Source organism: Achromobacter animicus (assembly GCF_902859585.1).
GTDB lineage: Bacteria > Pseudomonadota > Gammaproteobacteria > Burkholderiales > Burkholderiaceae_B > Achromobacter > Achromobacter animicus.
This window is the reverse complement of record NZ_CADIJM010000003.1, coordinates 668,236-687,660: the sequence shown is the minus strand read 5'-3', so window position 1 is coordinate 687,660 and position 19,425 is coordinate 668,236. Positions and strand designations below refer to the sequence as shown.

The following is a 19,425-nucleotide window of genomic DNA, read 5'->3' as shown; positions in this document are numbered from 1 at the left end:
GCATGAACAGCAACGAACGGATCCCGGTGTCGGTCTATACGCGATGGCACCAGTTGTCGGTGCCCCTGGCGTTCGCGCTGGCGGCAGGCAACTTTATGCTCGTGGTCTTCAACCGCGGGCCGATCGGGCTGGCTGCCGTGCTTGCCGTGTTGGGCCTGTTCGTGCCGCCGCTGGTGGCGTTCAGGGGATTTCCCACGCGCAATGACGTGAAGGTGACCGCCGAAGGGCTGGAGTTTTCACGCCGCAAACCCGTTGCCTTCAAAGATCTGGTTAGTTGGGGCACGGACGATTATCTGAAACTGGTCCGCCCCGGTCTGCCGACCCTGCTGGTCAGCGCGGCGGACTTGCCCAGGCGCGAGCGCCTGCTGCGCGAATTCGAACAGGCATTGACGGCGTGGCAGAAGCGCCAGCCTGCAGGCACGCAGGCGGCGCGCCGCACGCATTTCTATGGGTCCACGGCGGGGCGTCTGGTCGGCTTGGCAATCACCGCCCTGGGCGCGGGATCGGCCATCATGGCGCTGAACTTGCGCGAGCCATCGGTGTCGCTGGCCATCGTGGGCGGGCTGGGGGCGTTGTTCGGGCTGGCGATGGTGTTTGGCCGGCGCGGGTGATCGCACCGCTGATGGCCCGCGACGGCGTGGCCTACCGGAGCGTCGGCACACGGGCCGAATCCGAGAACACGACGCTGATCGACGTGTTCGACGTCAGGCGCAAGCTCACGTCGGCTTGAGGATGAACCGCGGAGCCCACCGTCTTGGCGGAGGTCCAGATCAGCCCAAGCAATGGCACGGCTGCCGATACCAGATCGCCGATTCCGGGCGCGGGATTGAGCGGGGCACGCACCACCGCGCTGCTCATGCCTGCGTCGCGGCACAAGGCCTGGAGACGGGTGACGGCGAGTTCCAGGTCGTCGACGTTTTCAAGGAAGAAATCCGCTTTTGCGTCGCCCAAGCGGGCGAGTTCGTCGCCGGCCATCCTGTTGAAAAAGTAGGTGCGCGCCACGGACATGGGTTTCTCCATCGGAAGCGCCATCTTAGCGTTGGCCGCGTACAAAATGTTGCCCGGCGCCCCATTTCCCCTTGCTAGCATGATCCACGCCGGAATGATCCGGCATCTGGATGGATGGACAGTGGAGGTTGCCATGAATTCAAGAAGAACACTCAACCGTATCGCCGTGATTGTGGCGGCGGGTGCCTTGATGGCCGGTTGCGCGACGCAACAGCAAACGAATACCGCTGTCGGTACGGGCGCGGGCGCGGCGTTGGGCGCGGGCATCGGCGCGCTGATCGGGCACGGCAAGGGCGCTGCGATCGGGGCCGGCATCGGCGCGGTGGCGGGCGGCCTGGTGGGCTACAACTGGAAGGTCGTGAAGGATGACGTGCAGAAGTCCGGCGCGTCATCGCTCGGCATCGACGTCGTCGAAATGCCCGACGGCAGCCTGAAGGTCAACATCCCGAGCGGCGTGTCGTTCGATACGGACAAGACGCAGCTCAAGCCGGCGTTGCTGCCGGTGCTGGACAGCGTGGCGCGTTCGCTGAATCAGCATCCTGAACTGCGGGCCAAGGTGGTCGGCCATACCGACAGCACCGGTGCGCTGGCGCATAACCAGACGCTGTCGGTGAACCGCGCCAAGAGCGTGACGGATTATCTGGCCAAACAGGGCGTGGCCGGCACGCGTCTGACGGTGGAAGGCCGCGGTCCGAACGACCCGATCGGCGACAATGCGACCGCCGAAGGGCGCGCGCTGAACCGGCGCGTAGAGATCTACCTGTACGCGGTCCAGCAATAAACGCGGGCGCGTCATTTGCTGACAGGCGGCTGGCGCGATGCGCCGCCGCCTATCTTTACGGAGTCTGTCATGAGCGATTTCCCCCCCGCCCGCATCGGCACCGATATCGCGATCGCCGCGCTCACAGGCTGGCAGGCCGTGGCCGGGCGCGATGCCATCGAAAAGCGCTACCGCTTTCCCAATTTCAATGCCGCGTTCGGTTTCATGGCGCGGGTGGCGATGTTCGCGGAAAAGCTGAACCATCACCCCGAATGGACCAATGTCTACAACCGCGTGGACGTCACGCTGACCACGCATGACGCCGGCGGCGTGACCGAGCTGGACGTGCGGATGGCGCAGTTCATGGACGAAGCCGCCGAGCACGCGGGCGCGACGGCGCCGAAAGCACAGCCCTGAACGAGGCTGCCGCCGCGCTCAGTCCGCGGCGTCGCCAGCCTCGGCTTGCAGATGGCCGATCAGGCGGTCCAGCATATCGCCGAACTGCCGCTGTTCTTCGGCGGTCAGGCAGCCGAAGATCTCTTCGTTGCGGTGCGCGATGAGGTCGATGATGCGCCGGTAGTGCGTCAGGCCCTCGGCGGTCGGCGCCAGCACGACGCCGCGTCCGTCTGACGCCGACACCGTTTTTTCCACCAGCCCGCGATCCACCAGTGCCTGCGCGGATCGGCTGGCCTGGCCCTTGTTCAGGTTGGCGGCGCGCGCCAGGTCATTGACCGAGAGCGGCGCAAACCGGCCGATGGCGGCCAGGCACCGCGCCTCGCCCAGAGGAATGTCGCAATCCTTCAAGTAAGCCCGATTCGTGTCCCGGTCCGTGATCTTGTTGAGCACGTGCAGGCGGTAAGTCAGGAATCGTTCCAGAGGGGGCGTTTTCACGTCGGGCGGGCGGGATCTGCGCCCGCGGAAGATGAGGCCGGATAGTTTGCCATAGCGCCGTCCTCGAGGCTGGCGGCTTCGGCCTGTGCCAGCAGGGCCAGCGCGTCCTGCGTGGAAGGCAGGCGGCTCAGCAACGACAAGCCGAGTATCGACAGAAAGAGCGGCGCGCGCGATTCGCCGACGCGCGTCAGCGCCTGCGCCATGCTGGTGTAGACCTGATCCAGAGATTCGTTGTTCATGCTTGGCCTTTCGGGGGGGCGTTCACGTGCAGCGAGGGTAGTAGGGCGCCAGCGCGGCGCGCAGTTCAGCGGCGGCGGGCGCGATCCAGCGGCCCAGCACGTAACCGTCCGGACGGAGCAGGTAGACCGCGCCTGCCTGATTGCCGTAACGCGCGGCAAGCTGGCCGTGCGGGTCGGCCAGTCCGCCTTCGCCTGCCCGCAGCACCCGCAGTGGCTGGGGCGCGTTCTGCGTGTCCGCAGCCAGTGTGTTCAAAGCCGCCGACAACGCCGCATCGGGCGCAATGGCCAGCGCGACGAAGCCCGCGCCAAAGCTGGCGGTCAGGTACTGCGGGGATTCGCCGTCTTGCAGCAGCACGTCGGGCGCGGGCTGTCCGGGCGCGGCGGCGGGGCCGGCTTCGGGCGCACGGTCCTCGCGGTTCAGCGGCGAGGTGTCATAGGAGATAGGTGCGGACTGGCGCGGATTGATGAGCGACCGCACGCCGTCGTCCACCAGGGCCAGGCGCAGCGCGGCGTCGCGCATGAGCCGGAAGCCGAAATCCGGCGGCGCCATGAATTCCGTGCTTTTGGCGCCATAGGCCAGGTTCTGCCGCGTGGCATGGACGCGCTCGATGCTGTAGCTGTCCAGCAGGGTGTCGGGCGACTGGCCTTTCAGCACCCACGCCAGTTTCCAGGCCAGGTTGCCGGCGTCGTCCAGCCCGGAATTCAGGCCGCGCACGCCGAAGATCGGCACCAGATGGCCCGCGTCGCCCGCGAACAGCACGCGGCCGTGGCGGTAGCGGTCCAGCGTCAGGCACTTGGCGTTGTAGATGGAGATCCAGAGCGGCTTCCAGGGCGCGGTCTCGCCAATCATGTCCAAATGGCTTTGCACGCGCGGCAGCACGTTTTCCGGCTTGACGGCCTCGTCGGGGTCTTCGTCGTCGCGGATCTGGTAATCGACGCGCCAGATGTTGCCGGGCTGGCGGTGCATCAGCAGCGTGGAGCCGGGATTGGATGGGGGATCGAACCAGGCCAGGCGCTCGACAGGCCGTTGCGATTCCTGTTCGATATCGACGATGACGTAGCGGCCTTCGTACTGCATGCCTTCGAGCTTCAGGCCCATGGATTCGCGGACGGTGCTGCGGCCGCCGTCGCAGGCGACGAGCCAGTCGGCGCGCACCGTGTGACGGGCGCCGCCCGCTTCCACCTCGACCGATACGCCGTCCGGACCGGGCTGCACGGCGGTGACGCGTGCTGACCAGGCGAGGGTGGCGAGGCCGGGATGGCGCTGCATGGCCTGGTGCGCGAATTCCTCCACGTAGTACTGCTGGATGTTCACCATCGGGGCATACCGCTGCAGGGGATCGTGCGGCATCTGGAAGTGCAGGACTTCGCGGTCGCGGTAATAGCTGCGACCGCCTGTCCAGGCCAGGCCGGTGTCGATCAGCGGCCGGTCGGCGCCGATCCAGCCCAGGATTTCCTGCGACCGGCGCGACATGCAGATGGCGCGGCTGCCGCTGCAGTAGGCTTCATCGGCCTCGATGGTGAGCGAGGCAATGCCGTACTCGGCGAGCAGGGCGGCCAGGGTCAGACCGACCGGACCGCCGCCGGCGATCAGGACGGGAACATGCGAAGGGAGCGTCATGCCGTCTCCAGAAATTGGTTGTTTGCGCAACTATATTCCCAGTATGTTGCGCACGCAACCAAATTTTGAAGACGATAAAAAACCCGCCGAGGGGCGGGTTTTGGGGCCAGGTCAGGCCGGTAGGGGGCCTTCAGTGGCACATGCTTTTAGTTGCGCACGCTTCAGTTGCGTACGTTGTAGATGCGCATGGCCTGCTGTTTCTGGTTGGGGTCCAGCACACGCAGCACCACGACCCGTGCGGTGAACCCGTCGGGCAGCTTGAGCTGGCCCAGCGCGTAGTCGTAGCGGTCGACCGTGAGCGCGGGGCCTTCCGGGGTCACGGTGGCGGCGCGGCCGTTGGGGTAGGAGCCTTCGATGGCGAAGGTCAGCGTGCCCTTGAAGGGCGCGCCCGTGCGGTCTTCGCGCATCACCAGCACCTGATAGTCCAGCAGGCCGGGGGCGCGCTTGAAGCTGGCCGATCGGATGCCGATGTTGCCGCCGCGAGGATCGGGCGGCATGGCGTCCTGGAACAGCACCAGTTCCTTGTTCAGCGTTTCGATCTTGGCGCGGGATTCCGCCAGGTCGGTGGTCAGCTTTTCGTGGCCGGCCTTGTTGGCGTCGCGCTGCTGGGTGGCTTCTTCAAGCTGGGTCTGCAGGCGCTGGCGCTCCATGTTGGAGGCGCTGAGCTCGCTGTGCAACTGTTCGGATTGTTCGACGGTCAGGCGTTGCGGGCCGTAATTGGTTTGCAGGAAGAGCACACCGCCCGCGCCAAGCGCAATGCCAACCATCAGCAAGACGAGCCAGCGCGGCATGCGGCGCGTGCGTTGCCCCGGCTGGTATACGGAGGGCTTGAACGTGGCCCGTTGCGATCTTCCAAACATCCCCATTCCTAGAAAACTTCCTGTGTTTATGCCTGTGGGCAAGCGGCGCGCGCATGCCAAAGCGTCAGAGAATACCCCGTTAGCCGGGGGCGATGGTGCGCAGACAAGCCTCGTTGCGCACCTTGATATTGTGAAATATGTGGGTGTTAGGCAGCCCTGTCAGGCGGCCGTGCCAGCCAGTTCCGCGTCCAGGTCGGCAAGCCGCTGCGGGGTGCCGACATCCGTCCATCGGCCCGCATGCCGGGCGCCGTGCACCTGGTCCTGGCCCATCGCCTGCCTGAGCAGCGGCGCCAGCGGCGCTGCTTCGCCGCGCGGGACGTCCGCGAACAACGAAGGATGGTAGACGCCCACGCCGGCAAAGGTCAAACGCGGCTCGCCGTAGGCCAGCACACGCCCATCAGCCGTCAGGACGAAGTCGCCGGCAGGATGATGCGCGGGGTTGTCCACCAAAAGCAGCCAGGCGCCGCCCCGCGCCACAAGGCGCGCGGCGTCTTGCGCGGCGGCCGGATCCCAGTCGCACCAGATGTCGCCGTTGATGACGAGGAAAGGGTCGTCGCCCAACAGGGGGAGCGCCTGCGCAATGCCGCCGGCGGTTTCCAGCGCGGTGGCTTCGGCCGAATAGCGGATGCGCACGCCATGCGCGGCGCCATCGCCCAGCCCGCGTTCGATCTCGTGGCCAAGCCAGGCATGGTTGATGACGATGTCGCGGATACCGGCCGCGGCCAGCCGTTCCAGGTGCCAGACGATCAGCGGCTTGCCGCCCACCGGCAGCATGGGCTTGGGCAGGTGGTCGGTCAGCGGGCGCATGCGTTCGCCGCGGCCCGCGGCGAGGATCATGGCGCGCATCAGAACGTGTATCCGACGCTGACCTGGCGGTCGTCCAGGCGATCGAGCAGGCGCAGGAGCGGCGTGAAGACGCCGTAGCGCTGCGCCACCTGGCGGACGTAGCCGTTCACGCGGGGCATGTGCGCCAGGTAGTGCGCCTTGCCGTCGCGGTGGTTCAGGCGCGCGAAGACGCCCAGGATCCGCAGGTTGCGCTGCAGGCCCATCCATTCATAGGCGCGGTGGAATTCGGCGAAATCGGCGTCGACCGGCAGGCCGGCCGCGCGCGCCATTTCCCAGTAGCGGATTGCCCAGTCGAGCTGTTGCGGTTCTTCCCAGGTGGTCCGGGCGTCGGTCACCAGCGACGCCAGGTCGTAGGTGATGGGGCCGGCCAGCGCATCCTGAAAGTCGATGACTCCCGGGTTGGGGCCGTACTCCGGCTGGTCGCAGACCATCAGGTTGGGCGAATGGAAATCGCGGTGCACCAGCACCTGGGGCTGCCCGCCGTTGCTGGCCGACAGCAGGGCGAAGATCTTTTCCAGGGCATTGGCGGTCTTGTCGTCCAGCGTGACGCCGTGGTGCTTCTGCACGTACCACTCGGGGAACAGTTTCAGCTCGTCGGCCAGGCGCGCGCTGTCGTAGGTGCCCAGGCCGGCGGTCGAGGCCTTTTGCAGCTTGACCAGGGCGGCCAGCGCCTCGCGGTACAGCGTCTGCAACTGGGCGTCGTCCAGACCGTCCTGGATGCGCTGATAGTAGGTTTGTTCGCCCAGGTCGGACAGCAGGAGCAGGCCCTGGTCCAGGTCCTGCGCCAGCACCGCCGGCACGTTCAGGCCGGCGTCCGCCAGCAGCTTGTCCACGTGCAGGAAGGGGCGGCAGTCCTCGTGCTGGGGCGGGGCGTCCATGACAATCAGGGTGCGCGATCCGGCGTCCAGCCTGAAGTACCGGCGAAAGCTTGCGTCAGCCGACGCGGGGCGCAGCGTCTCCACGGCCAGGTTCAGGGCAGGGGGCAGGCCTTGCAGCCAGTTGCGCACCTGCGCCAAGCGGGGGTCGTGATCGTTTTTCAAGGAAGATCCGTGTCAGAAGGGCAAAATTGCGGAAATTTCGATTTGGCGAACATAAGGCTGGGCGTTGTTCGCGGCTTCTCTATAATACCGGCTCATTTCCGTCAGCATTGGCCCCCCGTGGGCGCCTTTGTCCGGCTCTCCCGTGGTCTAAAAGGGCTGTTTTCATTCGTGCGCAAGGTTCCGTGGTTGATCCTCTCTGTTGTCAGCGTCGCCGCCGGAGCCGCCCAGGCTCAAGGTAGCCCGGGCACCGCTGCTTCCGCGCCGTCGGTCACGTCAACCCCCCAGCTGCGCACGTCTCCGGGTCTGCGCATGCACCGGTTGCCCGACGAGAGCATTCCCGCTTTCATGGAAGCGGACACCATTTCGGGCGACCCCGACTACGAGCTCACGCTGTCCGGCAACGCGCAGGTGCGCCGCATCGACGGCGTGATCAAGGGCGACGAGATCAATTACCGCAAGGACACCGGCAAGGTCGACGTGCGCGGCAACGCCCGCATGATGCGCGACGGCACGCTGGTGACCGGCCCGAACGCCACGTTCAACGTGGACCGGTATTCCGGCGAAGTCGAAAAACCCAACTTCTGGCTGGGCGCCACGGGCGGCTTTGCCGTCGCCGACCACGCGGACATCTTCAGCAAGTCGCAGATGCGGCTGCACACGGTGACGTACAGCGGCTGCCCGTGCGAAAACCCGTCCTGGTACATCAAGGCCAATTCGGTCGATATCGACTTCGACGAAAACGAAGGCGTGGCCCGCGGCGGCGTGCTGTATTTCAAGGACGTGCCCATCCTCGCATCGCCTTACATGACCTTCCCGGTCAAGCGCGAACGCAAGTCGGGCTTCCTGATTCCGACCTACGGCACGACCAGCCAGGGCGGCTTCGACATTTCGATCCCGTACTACTTCAACCTGGCGCCCAATTACGACCTGACGGTGCAGCCGCGCTACTTTTCCAAACGCGGCACCCAGCTGGGCGGCGAGTTCCGCTATCTGGGATCGAGCTATGCAGGCACCATCGATGGCACCTACTTGCCCGATGACCATGTCACCGGCGAAGATCGCTGGATGTACTGGTGGCGTCACCAACAGACGTTCTCGCATGGTTTTTATACCGACTGGGACGTGGCCAAGGTCTCGGACGACAATTACTACCGCGATATTTCGCAGCTGGGCCTGAACCAGGCCTCGACCACCTATCTGCCGCAACGTGGCCGGGTAGGCTGGGCATCCCGCTATTGGAGCACCTATGCCCAGGTCTATAAGTATCAGACGCTGCAGGATCCGGATGCGCCGCTAGTTCCGCCGTACAACAAGGAACCCGAGTTGTACCTGCGAGGTGCCCGGTACGACTGGGGCGGCTTCGATGTCGATTGGACCTCGACGGCCGTGCGTTTCAAAATGCCGGAGTTCGGCGCCGTAAGCCGGTATCCCGACGGGGACCGTCTTCAGACCTATCTGTCGGCGTCCTATCCGATCGTGCGTCCCGGCTGGTTCATCATCCCGAAGGCCGGCGTCAACTACACCGATTACCAGACCAAATGGTATGGCGTGGATACGCTCGGCTTGAACGGCGGCAACGCAGCCGGCCTGCCGCGTTCGCAGTCGCGCACACTGCCCATCATGTCCGTCGATGCCGGCCTGATCTTCGAGCGTGACACGACGCTTTTCGGCAAGTCCTCCACACAGACCCTCGAACCCCGCCTGTATTACCTGCGCGTGCCGTATCGTGACCAATCCAAGCTGCCCGTGTTCGACACGTCGCTGGCCGATTTCAGCTTCTCGCAGGCCTTCGAGGAAAACATCTACACCGGCGGCTGGGACCGAATCGCCAACGCCAACCAGCTCACCGCGGCGCTGACCACGCGTTGGCTGGATGCCGACACCGGCTTCGAGCGCATGTCGCTGGGCGTCGCCCAACGTCTGTATTTCGAGGACCAGGAAGTCACGCTGCCCGGCGAAACGCCGCGCGAGAACGTGCGCTCCGACTTCCTGGTGGGCGCCAGCGCGGCCCTGACCGATACGCTGTCCACCGACCTTGCGGCGCAATACAACCCCTACGACAACAACTGGTCGCGCGGGCTCGTGAGCGCGCGCTGGTCGCCGCAGCGTCTCACCACCGTTGCCCTGGCGTACCGTTACCAGCGCGATCCGCAGCAAGGCGTGCTCTACCAGCCCCAAGGCCAGAACCAGGTCAGCTTGGCGGTCCAGTGGCCGTTCAGCAAGCGCTGGTACGGCGTGGGCCGGGTGGACTACTCTTTGCGTTCAGGTCCCTCCAGCACGGTGGCCAACACGACGGAATCTCCCCGCGTGACGCAGGCCATTGCCGGCCTGGAGTACAAGGGCGACTGCTGCTGGGTGGGCCGCATGGTCTACCAGCGCTACGCCGTATCGGCGGCGGACACCAACTCCGCGCTGTTCTTCCAGCTTGAGCTCACGGGCCTGGGTTCCCTCGGAACCGACCCGATGAACCTGCTGAACAGAAGTATCCCCGGTTACACGCGCGTCACGCCGCCCGCGCAGGCCGGGACCACATTTGAAAGGTATGAATGATGCGTAGGTTGCACTCTTTGCGCCGCCTCTCCGGCAATGCGCTGCTGCTGGCCTTGTGCGCCGGCTTGCCCGCCGCTCATGCGGCCGAGCAGACCGCCCGCGGCGCGAACAGCGCCAAGGCCGCTCCGGCTGCGCAGAACAAGGAAGCGCCCGCGCCCAAGGGCGAGCAGTTCGTGGACGGCATTGCCGCGATCGTCGACAAGGATGTGATCACGCTGCGCGAACTGCGCGACGCTTCCCAGCGCATCGCAGGCGAACTCAAATCGCGCGGCATCCAGGTGCCGGACGACCAGACGCTGCAACACCAGGTGCTGCAGCGTCTCATCATGGAGCGCGTGCAGCGCCACGAAGCCGACCGCCTCGGCATCCGCGTGGATGACGCCCAGATCGACACGGCCATCCAGGCCATCGCCGCGCGCAACAAGATCACCGTGGCGCAACTGCGCCAGGAGCTCGAGAAGGCCGGCACGTCCTGGGACGGTTACCGCAAGTCCCTGCGTGACGAGATCCGCTCGGATCGCCTGCGTCAGCGCGCGGTCGATTCGACCATCGTCATCTCCGACGCTGAAGTCGACGCCTTCCTGAAGGACCAACGCCGCAACCCGGCTTTCGGTGCGGCTCCCCCGCAGGCCCAGCAACCGCAACCCCAGGCGCAACCGCAGCCCGCGCCCGAGCAGGCCGCCGCGCCCGCCGGTCCCATGCTGTACGCGCTGGCGCAGATTCTGGTGCGCGTGCCCGAAGGCTCGTCGCCGGAACAATTGGCGCTGCTGCGCAAGAAGGCCGAAGGCCTGCTGGCGCAAGCCAAGCGTGGCGACGACTTCGCCAGCCTTGCCGCGGCGGCGTCCGACGGTCCCGAGGCGCTGCAGGGCGGCGTCATGGGCGTGCGTCCGCTGGACGGCTGGCCCGACCTCTTCGTCAAGGCCATCAGCAACCTGCAGAAGGGCCAGGTCAGCCAGCTCATCCAGAGCGGCAACGGTTTCCACATCATCAAGGTGATGGACCGCGGCACCGCCCAGCCCGCGCCCAGCCGCACGGCTCGCGCGCCGGCGCCCCAAGCCGCTCCGCAACCGGCTCCGCAGCCGGCCGCGCGCGCGCAGGCGCCGCAGGGTCCCACGCAGGTCGTTCAAACGCGCGCGCGCCACATCCTGATCAAGACGTCGACCGTCATGAGCGATGAACTGGCCCGCCAGCGCCTGGAGCAGGTTCGCCAGCGTCTGGTGAACGGCAGCGCCAAGTTCGAGGAAATGGCGCGCCAGTATTCGCAGGACGCCACCGCGCCGCAAGGCGGTGAACTCGGTTGGCTGAACCCGGGTGAAACCGTGCCGACGTTCGAGGCCGCGATGAACGCGCTGCAACCTGGCGAAATCAGCCAACCCGTGCAGACGCCGTTCGGTTGGCACCTGATCGAGGTCGAAGAACGCCGCGATCACGATGCGACCGACGATCTGGCCCGCATGCGCGCCCGCCAGACGCTGTTCGAGCGCCGTGCCCAACCGGCCTTTGAAGACTGGCTCGAGCAACTGCGTGCGCAGGCGTACGTCGACAACCGCCTCGAAAAGCAGCAGAAGATCCAGCAGAACAACCGCTAAACGCATTACGGGCTTTTCATGTCTCAACACCAGGCGCGCAAGCGCTTTGGCCAGAACTTCCTGACCGACGACAGCGTCGTCGAGTCCATCGTCCGGGCGGTTGCGCCCGCCCGCGACGATGCCGTGGTCGAAATCGGCCCAGGCCTGTCCGCGCTGACGCGGCCGTTGCTCGAGCGCCTGGACCATCTCACCGCCGTCGAAATCGACCGCGATCTGGCCGCCCGCCTGCGCAAGCAGTTCGAGGCTTCGCGCCTGACGGTCGTCGAGGCCGACGCGCTGACGGTGGATTTCTCGCAGTTCGGCGGCGCGCTGCGCGTTGTGGGCAACCTGCCCTACAACATCTCCAGCCCGTTGCTGTTCCACCTGATGACGTGGGCCGATCACATCCGCGACCAGCATTTCATGCTGCAGCGCGAAGTGATCGACCGCATGGTGGCCAAGCCTGGCTCCGGCGATTTCAGCCGCTTGTCCGTGATGCTGCAGTCGCGCTATCGCATGCACAAGCTGTTCGACGTGCCGCCCGAGGCCTTTGATCCGCCGCCCAAGGTGGTGTCGGCCATCGTGCGCATGGTGCCTTTACCGGCGGACCGACTGCGGCCCATCAGCGAGCGTGCGTTCGAAACCGTTGTGGCGCGCGCCTTTTCGCAGCGCCGCAAGATGCTGCGACGCGTGCTGGCCGACTGGGCGCCGCAAGTGCCCTGGGAAGCGCTGGAAATTGCGCCCACCGCGCGCGCCGAGGATATTTCGGTGGACCGCTACATCCGCCTGTCGGATGCGCTGGTCGAAGCCGGGGTGTTGGCGCGCGATTGACGTCCTTTCGGATGGCAAGGCAATGCAAAAAGGCCCCTCGGGGCCTTTTTGATTTTCCGCGCTAAGGCGGGGCGGCAACGTCGCCGGCATGCACGGCGAGGGCAGCCGGCTGACGGATCACAGCATGCGTTTCTGCGCCGCCATCCAGAGCTGCATCACGTCCCGCGCCCGGTCGGTCAGCAGGCGCTCGGCGTCCACCAGAGCCTGCTGCAACGTGATGGGGCCTGGGGCCAGACTGAATGCGGCGCTGATGCCGCAGGTATGCAGGGCCTCGTAGCCTTCTCCCAGCGAGCCGGCCAGCGCCACGACGGGTACGCCCGCGCGCTGCGCAATCCTGGCGACGCCGGCGGGCGTCTTGCCCCGCAGGGTCTGGGCGTCCATCCGGCCTTCGCCGGTGAAAACCAGCGTTGCGCCTTCCACCGCGTCGGCTAGGCCACCCAGTTCCGCGACGATTTCGACCCCGGGGCGGAAGTGCGCGTTGAGAAACGCCTTGGCGGCAAAACCCAGGCCGCCCGCAGCGCCGGCGCCGGGCGCATCGCGGTGATCCGCGTTCAGATGCCGGGCGCAGACGTCGGCAAAGTGGGCCAGCATCGAGTCCAGCTTCTGCACCTGTTCCGGCGTCGCGCCTTTCTGCGGACCGAAGACATGTGAGGCGCCCTGCGGACCGCACAAGGGGTTGTCGACGTCGGAGGCGATGTCGATGCGGACGTGCGCCAGCCGCGGGTCCAGGCCGCGTGTGTCGATCGAGGCAAGCTGCCCCAGCGCGCCGCCGCCCGGCGGCAGGCTGTTGCCGCCCGCGTCCAGCAGGCGCAGGCCCAGCGCCGTCAGCATGCCGGCGCCCGCGTCGTTGGTGGCCGATCCGCCAAGGCCGAGGATGATGCGCGTGGCGCCCGCGTCCAGTGCCGCGCGCATCAGTTCGCCCACGCCGTGGCTGCTGGCGCGCATCGGGTCGCGCTTTGCCGGTGCAATCAATTCAAGCCCCGCCGCAGCGGCCATCTCGATGATGGCGGTGCCGTCTTCCAGCAGTCCCCAGACAGCATCGACCTTGTGCCCGAGCGCGTCGTTGACCGCGATCTGCCGCTCCTTGCCGCCTGTGGCCGCGAGGACGGCTTCGACGGTGCCTTCGCCGCCGTCAGCCATTGGGACGCAAACCGTATGCGCGCCGGGAAAGGCTGCCTTGACGCCGCGCGCAATGGCGGCGGCCGCATCCGGCGCGGAAACGCTTTCTTTGAACGAGTCGGGAGCGATGACGATTTTCACGGGTGTCGTTGGGCGCGTTGAGGGTCGGAAATGTCACCCATGATACCCGTGGCAACGCGGCCGGCGTACCATAGCGCTTTCGTTGTTTTTGCGAGAGTGGACCGCCATGCCTGTATTGCGCCGCACCAAAATTGTCGCCACCCTGGGACCCTCGACCTCGTCGCCCGAACGCATCGACGCGATGATTCGCGCGGGGCTGGACGTGGCGCGGCTGAACTTCTCGCACGGCAGCGCGGACGATCACCGCGAACGCGCGCGCATGGTGCGCGAGATCGCCGCCAAGCAAGGCCGCTACGTCGCCATCATGGGCGACCTGCAGGGTCCCAAGATCCGCATCGCACGCTTTGTCGACAAGCTGGTGCATCTGCAGGTGGGCCAGCCGTTCACGCTGTCGCGCGTGCATCCCAAGGACGCGGGCACCGCCAGCATCGTGGGCATCGATTACCCCGAACTCGTCACCGATTGCCGCGTGGGCGACGAGCTGCTGCTCGATGACGGCCGCGTCGTGCTGGTCGTCGACCGCGTCGAAGGCGACGAGGTCCACACCACCGTCACGGTGGGCGGCCCGCTGTCCAACAACAAGGGCATCAACCGCCGCGGCGGCGGCCTGTCGGCGCCCAGCCTCACTGACAAGGACCGCGTCGACATCAAGCTGGCCGCTGAAATGGAACTGGACTACGTGGCCGTGTCGTTCCCGCGCTATGGCAGCGACATCGACGAGGCCCGCACCCTGCTTGCCGCCGCCGGCAGCCAGGCGTGGATCATCGCCAAGATCGAACGCGCGGAAGCCGTGGCCGACGACGAGGCCCTGGACGCGCTGATCCGCGCCAGCGACGGCGTCATGGTGGCGCGCGGCGACCTGGGCGTGGAAGTGGGCGACGCCGAACTCGTGGGCATCCAGAAGCGCATCATCCAGCACGCGCGCACGCTGAACAAGGTCGTCATCACCGCCACGCAGATGATGGAGTCGATGATCTCCAGCCCCATGCCGACCCGTGCCGAAGTCTCCGACGTCGCGAACGCAGTGCTGGACTACACCGATGCCGTCATGCTGTCGGCCGAAAGCGCGTCGGGCCAGTACCCGGTGGAAACCGTGCAGGCCATGGCCCGAGTGTGCCTCGGCGCCGAAAAGCACCCCACCTCGACCAAATCGCACCATCGCGTGGGCGAAACCTTCACGCGCTGCGACGAGACCATCGCGCTGGCGGCCATGTATGCGGCCAACCATTTCCCCGGCGTGAAAGCCGTCATCGCGTTGACCGAAAGCGGCCACACCCCGCTCATCATGTCGCGTATCCGTTCAGGCGTGCCGATCTACTGCTACAGCCCGCACAGCGTGACGCAGAATCGCGTAACCATGTTCCGCGGCGTGTACACGATTCCGTTCTCGCCGTCGGACTACGATCCCGCGGACCTTTCCAACGCCGCCATCGACGAACTGCGCAAGCGCAATCTGGTGCAGACGGGCGACTGGGTCATCCTGACCAAGGGCGATTTCTACCGCGACAGCGGTGGCACCAACGGGATGAAGATCCTGCTGGTGGATTGAAGCGGATGCGTTGCGGCGCGGCGCGGGCGTGAATGCCGGCCGCCGCGCCCTGCGGTCAACCAAAGAACCAGTAGCAGACGCCGATCGCGGCCAGCACGCCGGCCAGGTCGGCGATCAGCGCGCAGCCCACTGCATGGCGGGCGCGCAGGATCCCCACCGATCCGAAATACACCGCCAGCACGTAGAACGTGGTCTCGGTGCTGCCTTGCACCACCGCAGCCAGCAGCGCCGGGAAACTGTCCACGCCAAAGTGCGTCATGGTTTCCAGCATCATCGCGCGCGCCGCGCTGCCCGAGAACGGTTTGACCAGTGCAGTGGGCAATGCGTCCACAAACCGCGTGTCCCAGTTGGCCTGCGCGGCCACCCAGCGGATGCCGTCCAACAGGAAGTCCAGTGCGCCCGACGCGCGCAGCACGCCCACGGCGCACAGCATTGCCACCAGATAGGGCAGCAGGCTCTTGGCGATGTCGAATCCTTCCTTGGCGCCCTCGATGAAAGCCTCGTACACGGGCACCTTTTTCCAGGCGCCCACGATCAGAAACGCCAGCAGGATGCCGAACAGCGTCAGGTTGCCCATCAGCGAGGACAGCGAGGAAATCGCGGCCGCCGACATGCTGGCCAGCAGCGCCATGAACCCACCCAGCACCAACGCGGCGCCGCCCAGCCACAGCATGATGACGGGATCGGCCAGGCGCAGGCGCTGGCACAGCGCCACCGCCAGAAAGCCGGCCAGCGTGGACGCGCTGGTGGCCAGCAGGATGGGCAGAAACACCAGCGTGGGATCGGGCGCGCCCTGCTGCGCGCGGAACATGAACAACGTGACGGGCAAGAGTGTCAGCGACGACGCATTGAGCACCAGGAACAGGATCTGCGCATTGGTGGCGGTGTCGGGCTTGGGGTTGAGCGATTGCAGCTCGCGCATGGCGCGCAAGCCGATGGGCGTGGCGGCGTTGTCCAGCCCGAGGCCATTGGCCGCGAAGTTCAGCGTGATCAGGCCGATGGCTGGATGATTGCGCGGCACCTCGGGCATCAGACGCGCGAACAGCGGTCCCAGCAACCGCGCCAGCTTTTCGACGAGGCCCGCGCCTTCGGCGATGCGCAGGAAACCAAGCCACAGCGTCAGCGTGCCAAACAGCAGCACCATCACTTCCACGGACACGCGCGCCATGTCGAATAGGCTGGCGACCATCTGGCGAAAGACCTCGGGATCTCCGATGACCAGCCAGCGGTACAACGCGGCCGCGGCAGCGGTAAGGAAGAAGCCAAGCCAGAGTTTGTTCAGCATGCGGACGTGCCCGGACAGCGGTTGATTGCGCATCAGCGCGGCGACGCTCATTGTCGCAGAGTCGGTAAGCCGCAGCTTGGCCGCACGGCGCCAATTCTGGTACTTTGCCCCGATACGTCTTGTAGCGAACCACAGGGGGACCCATGGATTTCAACGCCTGGCGCCGGCGCCGCATTTCGGAACCCGCATACCGCTGGGCCCGCAATGCATTGCCGGCCATGTCGGCCACCGAACGCGAAGCCATCGAAGCCGGCGACAGCTGGTGGGACGCCGACCTGTTCACGGGCAACCCCGACTGGCGCAAGCTCCTCGCCGTGCCGCCCGCGACGTTGACGTCCGATGAGCAACGATTCATCGACGGCCCCGTGCGGCAGCTTTGCGGCATGCTGGACGAATGGGACATCTCATGGAACCGCCGCGACCTGCCGCCGCAGGTCTGGGAATTCCTGAAGGCGCAGCGCTTCTTCGGCATGATCATTCCGCGGCGTCATGGCGGCCTGGGCTTTTCGCCGTACGCGCACTCCGAGGTCGTGCGCCGCATTTCCGCCTATTCCATCACAGCCGGCGTCACGGTCATGGTGCCGAATTCGCTGGGACCCGGTGAGCTGCTCATGCAGTTCGGCACGCAGGCGCAGCGCGATTACTGGCTGCCGCGGCTGGCCGATGGCCGTGAGGTCCCGTGCTTCGGCCTGACCAGTCCCGAAGCCGGATCGGACGCGGCTTCGATGGTCGATACCGGCGTCGTGTGCCGCCAGGTCGTGGACGGCCGAGAGATCATCGGCATCCGGCTCAACTGGCACAAGCGCTACATCACGCTGGGGCCGGTGGCCACCGTGCTGGGGCTGGCGTTCAAGATGTCGGACCCCGACGGCATCCTGGGCGGCCCCAAGGACATCGGCATTTCCGTGGCGCTGGTCCCCACGGATGCGCCCGGCGTCGACATCGGCCGCCGCCACCTGCCTGCGATGCAGGTTTTCCAGAACGGGCCCAACTCGGGGCGCGACGTCTTCGTGCCGCTGGATGCGCTGATCGGCGGCGTGGAGCGCGCCGGGCAGGGCTGGCAGATGCTGATGAGCGCGCTGGCCGCCGGACGCGGCATTTCGCTGCCGTCGCTGTCGGCGGCCGCCGCGGCGATGTGCGCGCACACCACCGGCATGTACGCCCGGGTGCGCGAGCAGTTCGGCATACCGATCGGCAAATTTGAAGGCGTGCAGGAGCGGCTGGCCAGCCTGGCCGGCAACGCCTATCTGGTCGAGGCCGCGCGCCGCCTGACCTGCGCCGCGCTCAACCAGGGCGTCAAGCCCGCGGTCGTGTCCGGCATCATGAAATACCACGCTACCGAGCGCATGCGCACGTCGGTGAACGACGCGATGGACGTGCACGCGGGCCGCGCCGTCATGGATGGTCCAAGTAATTACCTCGGCTCGCTGTACCGCGCCGTGCCCATCGCGATCACGGTCGAGGGCGCCAACATCCTCACGCGTAATCTGATCATCTTCGGGCAAGGCGCCATCCGCGCGCATCCCTACCTGATGCCCGAGATCCTGGCGCTGGGCAATCCCGACGAGGAACGCGGCATCGAGGTCTTTCACGATGTCTTCTGGCGCCATCTGCGCCACGCGGGGATGAACACGCTGCGCGCGATCGGCCGCGCCTGGACGGGCGGCGTGCTGGCGCCCGCGCCGGCCTCGGGGCCGGTGGCAGGCCATTACCGCCGGCTGGGCCGCTATGCGTCGGGCTTTGCGCTGCTGGCGGACGCCACGCTGGCGCAATTGGGCGGCGGCCTGAAGCGCCGCGAAATGATCTCTGCGCGGCTGGGCGACATCCTGTCCGAACTCTATCTGCTGTCCGCCGTGCTCAAGCGCTGGGAAGACGAAGGCCGCAAGCACGATGACCTGCCGCTGGTGCGGTGGTGCATGGCGCAAGGCTACGCCAGCATCGAGAAAAGCATGGACCAGGTGCTGCGTAACTTGCCGGTCAAGGCGCTGTCCTGGGGCCTGCGGGCGGCCATTCTGCCGTTGCGGCTGGCCAAGGGGCCGGACGACGCGCTGACGCGCGAATGCGCCGAGCTGCTGCTCAAGCCGTCGCCCACGCATGTGCGGCTGGCGGCTGACCTGCAGCGCGAGCCCGGCGATGATCCGTTGGGCCTGTTGACCCGCGCCTTCGCGCTGGCCGACGCGGTACAACCGATCCGCGACCGTCTGCGGCAGTCCAACGTGCGCGACTGGCGCGAGGCCCATCGGCGCGGGGCGATCACGGACGCGCAGGCGGCGCAGCTCGAAGCCGCGGAAGCGACCGTGCTGAAGGTATTGCAGGTGGATGATTTTGCGCCGGAGGCGCTGACGCCGCAGGGCGAAGGGGCGCCGGTTCGAGTGCAGGAGCAGGAACCGTCGGAACCTCAGCAGCGGGAACCGCAGCAGCCGGAGCCGCAGCAACCGGCACCGCAGCAACCGACACCGCAGCAGCCGACACCGCAGCAACCGGAACCGCCGCAGCAACCGCCGCAATCGCCGCAACCGCCGCAACAGGAGAACGAGCCCCCCGCTGCGGCAAAGCCCGCCGATAACGCCTAGTCGTCCTGGTTCGGGTCCATGCCCGGAAACAGGATTTCAGTGAAGCCGAACTTCGTGAAATCCTGGATCCGGGACGGATACAGGCGCCCGATCAGGTGATCGCACTCGTGTTGCACGACGCGTGCATGGAAGCCCTCGGCTTCCCGTTCGATCAGCTGGCCGTACGGATCGCGGCCGCTGTAGCGGATGTGGCGGTAGCGCGGCACCAGGCCGCGCAGGCCGGGCACCGACAGGCAGCCTTCCCAGCCGTCTTCCATCTCGTCCGACAGCGGCGTGATGACCGGATTGCACAGGATCGTCTGCGGCACCGGCGGCGCGTCGGGATAGCGGTCGTTGCGGTCGAAACCGAAGATCACCAGTTGCAGGTCCACGCCGATCTGCGGCGCGGCCAGGCCCACGCCCTGCGCGGCCGCCATGGTCTCGAACATGTCGTCGATCAGGGCGTGCAGTTCAGGGGTGTCAAAACGATCCACGGGCGGCGCCACGCGCAGCAGCCGCGGGTCGCCCATTTTCAGGATGGGATGGATCATTGCCGGCGTCCGGG

Annotated in this window: 18 protein-coding genes; 8 read left to right on the top strand and 10 right to left on the bottom strand. The window is 66.6% G+C overall.

Features of this window, described 5'->3' with window-relative positions; translation table 11 throughout:
- Positions 1-2 precede the first annotated feature (2 nt).
- Entirely contained in the window at positions 3-611 is a 609-nt protein-coding gene (locus tag HV681_RS12285) for a hypothetical protein (protein ID WP_175123325.1), read from the top strand.
- Between the two features lie 31 nt (positions 612-642).
- Here the strand turns inward: HV681_RS12285 and HV681_RS12280 are convergent, their stop codons facing one another.
- Positions 643-1,008, bottom strand: a complete 366-nt coding sequence (locus HV681_RS12280) for a hypothetical protein (protein WP_175123324.1) — start codon at positions 1,006-1,008, stop codon at positions 643-645.
- 133 nt (positions 1,009-1,141) lie between these two features.
- Here HV681_RS12280 and HV681_RS12275 point away from each other — a divergent pair, with 133 nt between their 5' ends.
- Both HV681_RS12275 and HV681_RS12270 read left to right on the top strand, forming a co-directional pair.
- Positions 1,142-1,789, top strand: a complete 648-nt coding sequence (locus HV681_RS12275) for a YiaD family glycine zipper/OmpA-like lipoprotein (RefSeq protein WP_175123323.1) — start codon at positions 1,142-1,144, stop codon at positions 1,787-1,789.
- Between the two features lie 69 nt (positions 1,790-1,858).
- Positions 1,859-2,185: a 4a-hydroxytetrahydrobiopterin dehydratase gene (locus HV681_RS12270; RefSeq protein WP_175123322.1), complete on the top strand. Its 327-nt coding sequence runs from the start codon at positions 1,859-1,861 to the stop codon at positions 2,183-2,185.
- Positions 2,186-2,203: 18 nt separating this feature from the next.
- Here HV681_RS12270 and HV681_RS12265 read toward each other — a convergent pair whose 3' ends face one another.
- From HV681_RS12265 to HV681_RS12240, 6 genes are all read right to left on the bottom strand, one after another.
- Entirely contained in the window at positions 2,204-2,659 is a 456-nt protein-coding gene (locus tag HV681_RS12265; RefSeq protein WP_175123321.1) for a MarR family winged helix-turn-helix transcriptional regulator, read from the bottom strand.
- Positions 2,656-2,898, bottom strand: a complete 243-nt coding sequence (locus HV681_RS12260) for a hypothetical protein (protein ID WP_175123320.1) — start codon at positions 2,896-2,898, stop codon at positions 2,656-2,658. The genes HV681_RS12265 and HV681_RS12260 overlap by 4 nt, the downstream gene beginning before the upstream one ends.
- Positions 2,899-2,920: 22 nt before the next feature.
- Complete coding sequence (locus HV681_RS12255; RefSeq protein WP_175123319.1) at positions 2,921-4,519, bottom strand: FAD-dependent oxidoreductase; 1,599 nt, start codon at positions 4,517-4,519, stop codon at positions 2,921-2,923.
- Positions 4,520-4,680: 161 nt separating this feature from the next.
- Positions 4,681-5,379, bottom strand: a complete 699-nt coding sequence (locus HV681_RS12250; protein ID WP_175123318.1) for a DUF6776 family protein — start codon at positions 5,377-5,379, stop codon at positions 4,681-4,683.
- A gap of 159 nt (positions 5,380-5,538) precedes the next feature.
- Complete coding sequence (murU, locus tag HV681_RS12245; protein WP_175123317.1) at positions 5,539-6,225, bottom strand: N-acetylmuramate alpha-1-phosphate uridylyltransferase MurU; 687 nt, start codon at positions 6,223-6,225, stop codon at positions 5,539-5,541.
- Positions 6,225-7,265, bottom strand: coding sequence for an aminoglycoside phosphotransferase family protein (locus HV681_RS12240; protein ID WP_175123316.1), 1,041 nt, complete (start codon positions 7,263-7,265; stop codon positions 6,225-6,227). Before HV681_RS12240 ends, murU begins: the two co-directional genes overlap by 1 nt.
- Before the next feature lie 168 nt (positions 7,266-7,433).
- Between HV681_RS12240 and HV681_RS12235 the strand changes: the two genes are divergently transcribed.
- Genes HV681_RS12235 through rsmA form a run of 3 tightly spaced genes read left to right on the top strand, consistent with a single transcriptional unit; the run spans position 7,434 to position 12,214 of the window.
- On the top strand, positions 7,434-9,815 hold the full coding sequence (locus HV681_RS12235; protein WP_175123315.1) for an LPS-assembly protein LptD: 2,382 nt from the start codon (positions 7,434-7,436) through the stop codon (positions 9,813-9,815).
- The gene (locus HV681_RS12230; protein WP_175123314.1) at positions 9,812-11,404 is read left to right on the top strand and encodes a peptidylprolyl isomerase; all 1,593 of its coding nucleotides are present in this window, start codon (positions 9,812-9,814) and stop codon (positions 11,402-11,404) included. Before HV681_RS12235 ends, HV681_RS12230 begins: the two co-directional genes overlap by 4 nt.
- An 18-nt stretch (positions 11,405-11,422) precedes the next feature.
- Positions 11,423-12,214 carry a 16S rRNA (adenine(1518)-N(6)/adenine(1519)-N(6))-dimethyltransferase RsmA gene (rsmA, locus tag HV681_RS12225; RefSeq protein WP_175123313.1) on the top strand — a complete coding sequence of 264 codons (792 nt, stop codon included), beginning with the start codon at positions 11,423-11,425 and terminating at the stop codon, positions 12,212-12,214.
- A gap of 117 nt (positions 12,215-12,331) precedes the next feature.
- On the opposite strand, the gene HV681_RS12220 is transcribed toward rsmA, so the two are convergent.
- The gene (locus tag HV681_RS12220) at positions 12,332-13,474 is read right to left on the bottom strand and encodes a glycerate kinase (protein ID WP_175123312.1); all 1,143 of its coding nucleotides are present in this window, start codon (positions 13,472-13,474) and stop codon (positions 12,332-12,334) included.
- A gap of 106 nt (positions 13,475-13,580) precedes the next feature.
- Here HV681_RS12220 and pyk point away from each other — a divergent pair, with 106 nt between their 5' ends.
- On the top strand, positions 13,581-15,023 hold the full coding sequence (pyk, locus tag HV681_RS12215; RefSeq protein WP_175123311.1) for a pyruvate kinase: 1,443 nt from the start codon (positions 13,581-13,583) through the stop codon (positions 15,021-15,023).
- A gap of 55 nt (positions 15,024-15,078) precedes the next feature.
- Here pyk and HV681_RS12210 read toward each other — a convergent pair whose 3' ends face one another.
- The gene (locus tag HV681_RS12210; protein WP_175123310.1) at positions 15,079-16,308 is read right to left on the bottom strand and encodes a nucleoside recognition domain-containing protein; all 1,230 of its coding nucleotides are present in this window, start codon (positions 16,306-16,308) and stop codon (positions 15,079-15,081) included.
- Positions 16,309-16,451: 143 nt separating this feature from the next.
- Here HV681_RS12210 and HV681_RS12205 point away from each other — a divergent pair, with 143 nt between their 5' ends.
- On the top strand, positions 16,452-18,881 hold the full coding sequence (locus HV681_RS12205; RefSeq protein WP_254594947.1) for an acyl-CoA dehydrogenase: 2,430 nt from the start codon (positions 16,452-16,454) through the stop codon (positions 18,879-18,881).
- Here HV681_RS12205 and def read toward each other — a convergent pair.
- Positions 18,878-19,411, bottom strand: coding sequence for a peptide deformylase (gene def / locus HV681_RS12200; protein WP_152383492.1), 534 nt, complete (start codon positions 19,409-19,411; stop codon positions 18,878-18,880). The genes HV681_RS12205 and def overlap by 4 nt on opposite strands.
- Between the last annotated feature and the right edge of the window lie 14 nt (positions 19,412-19,425).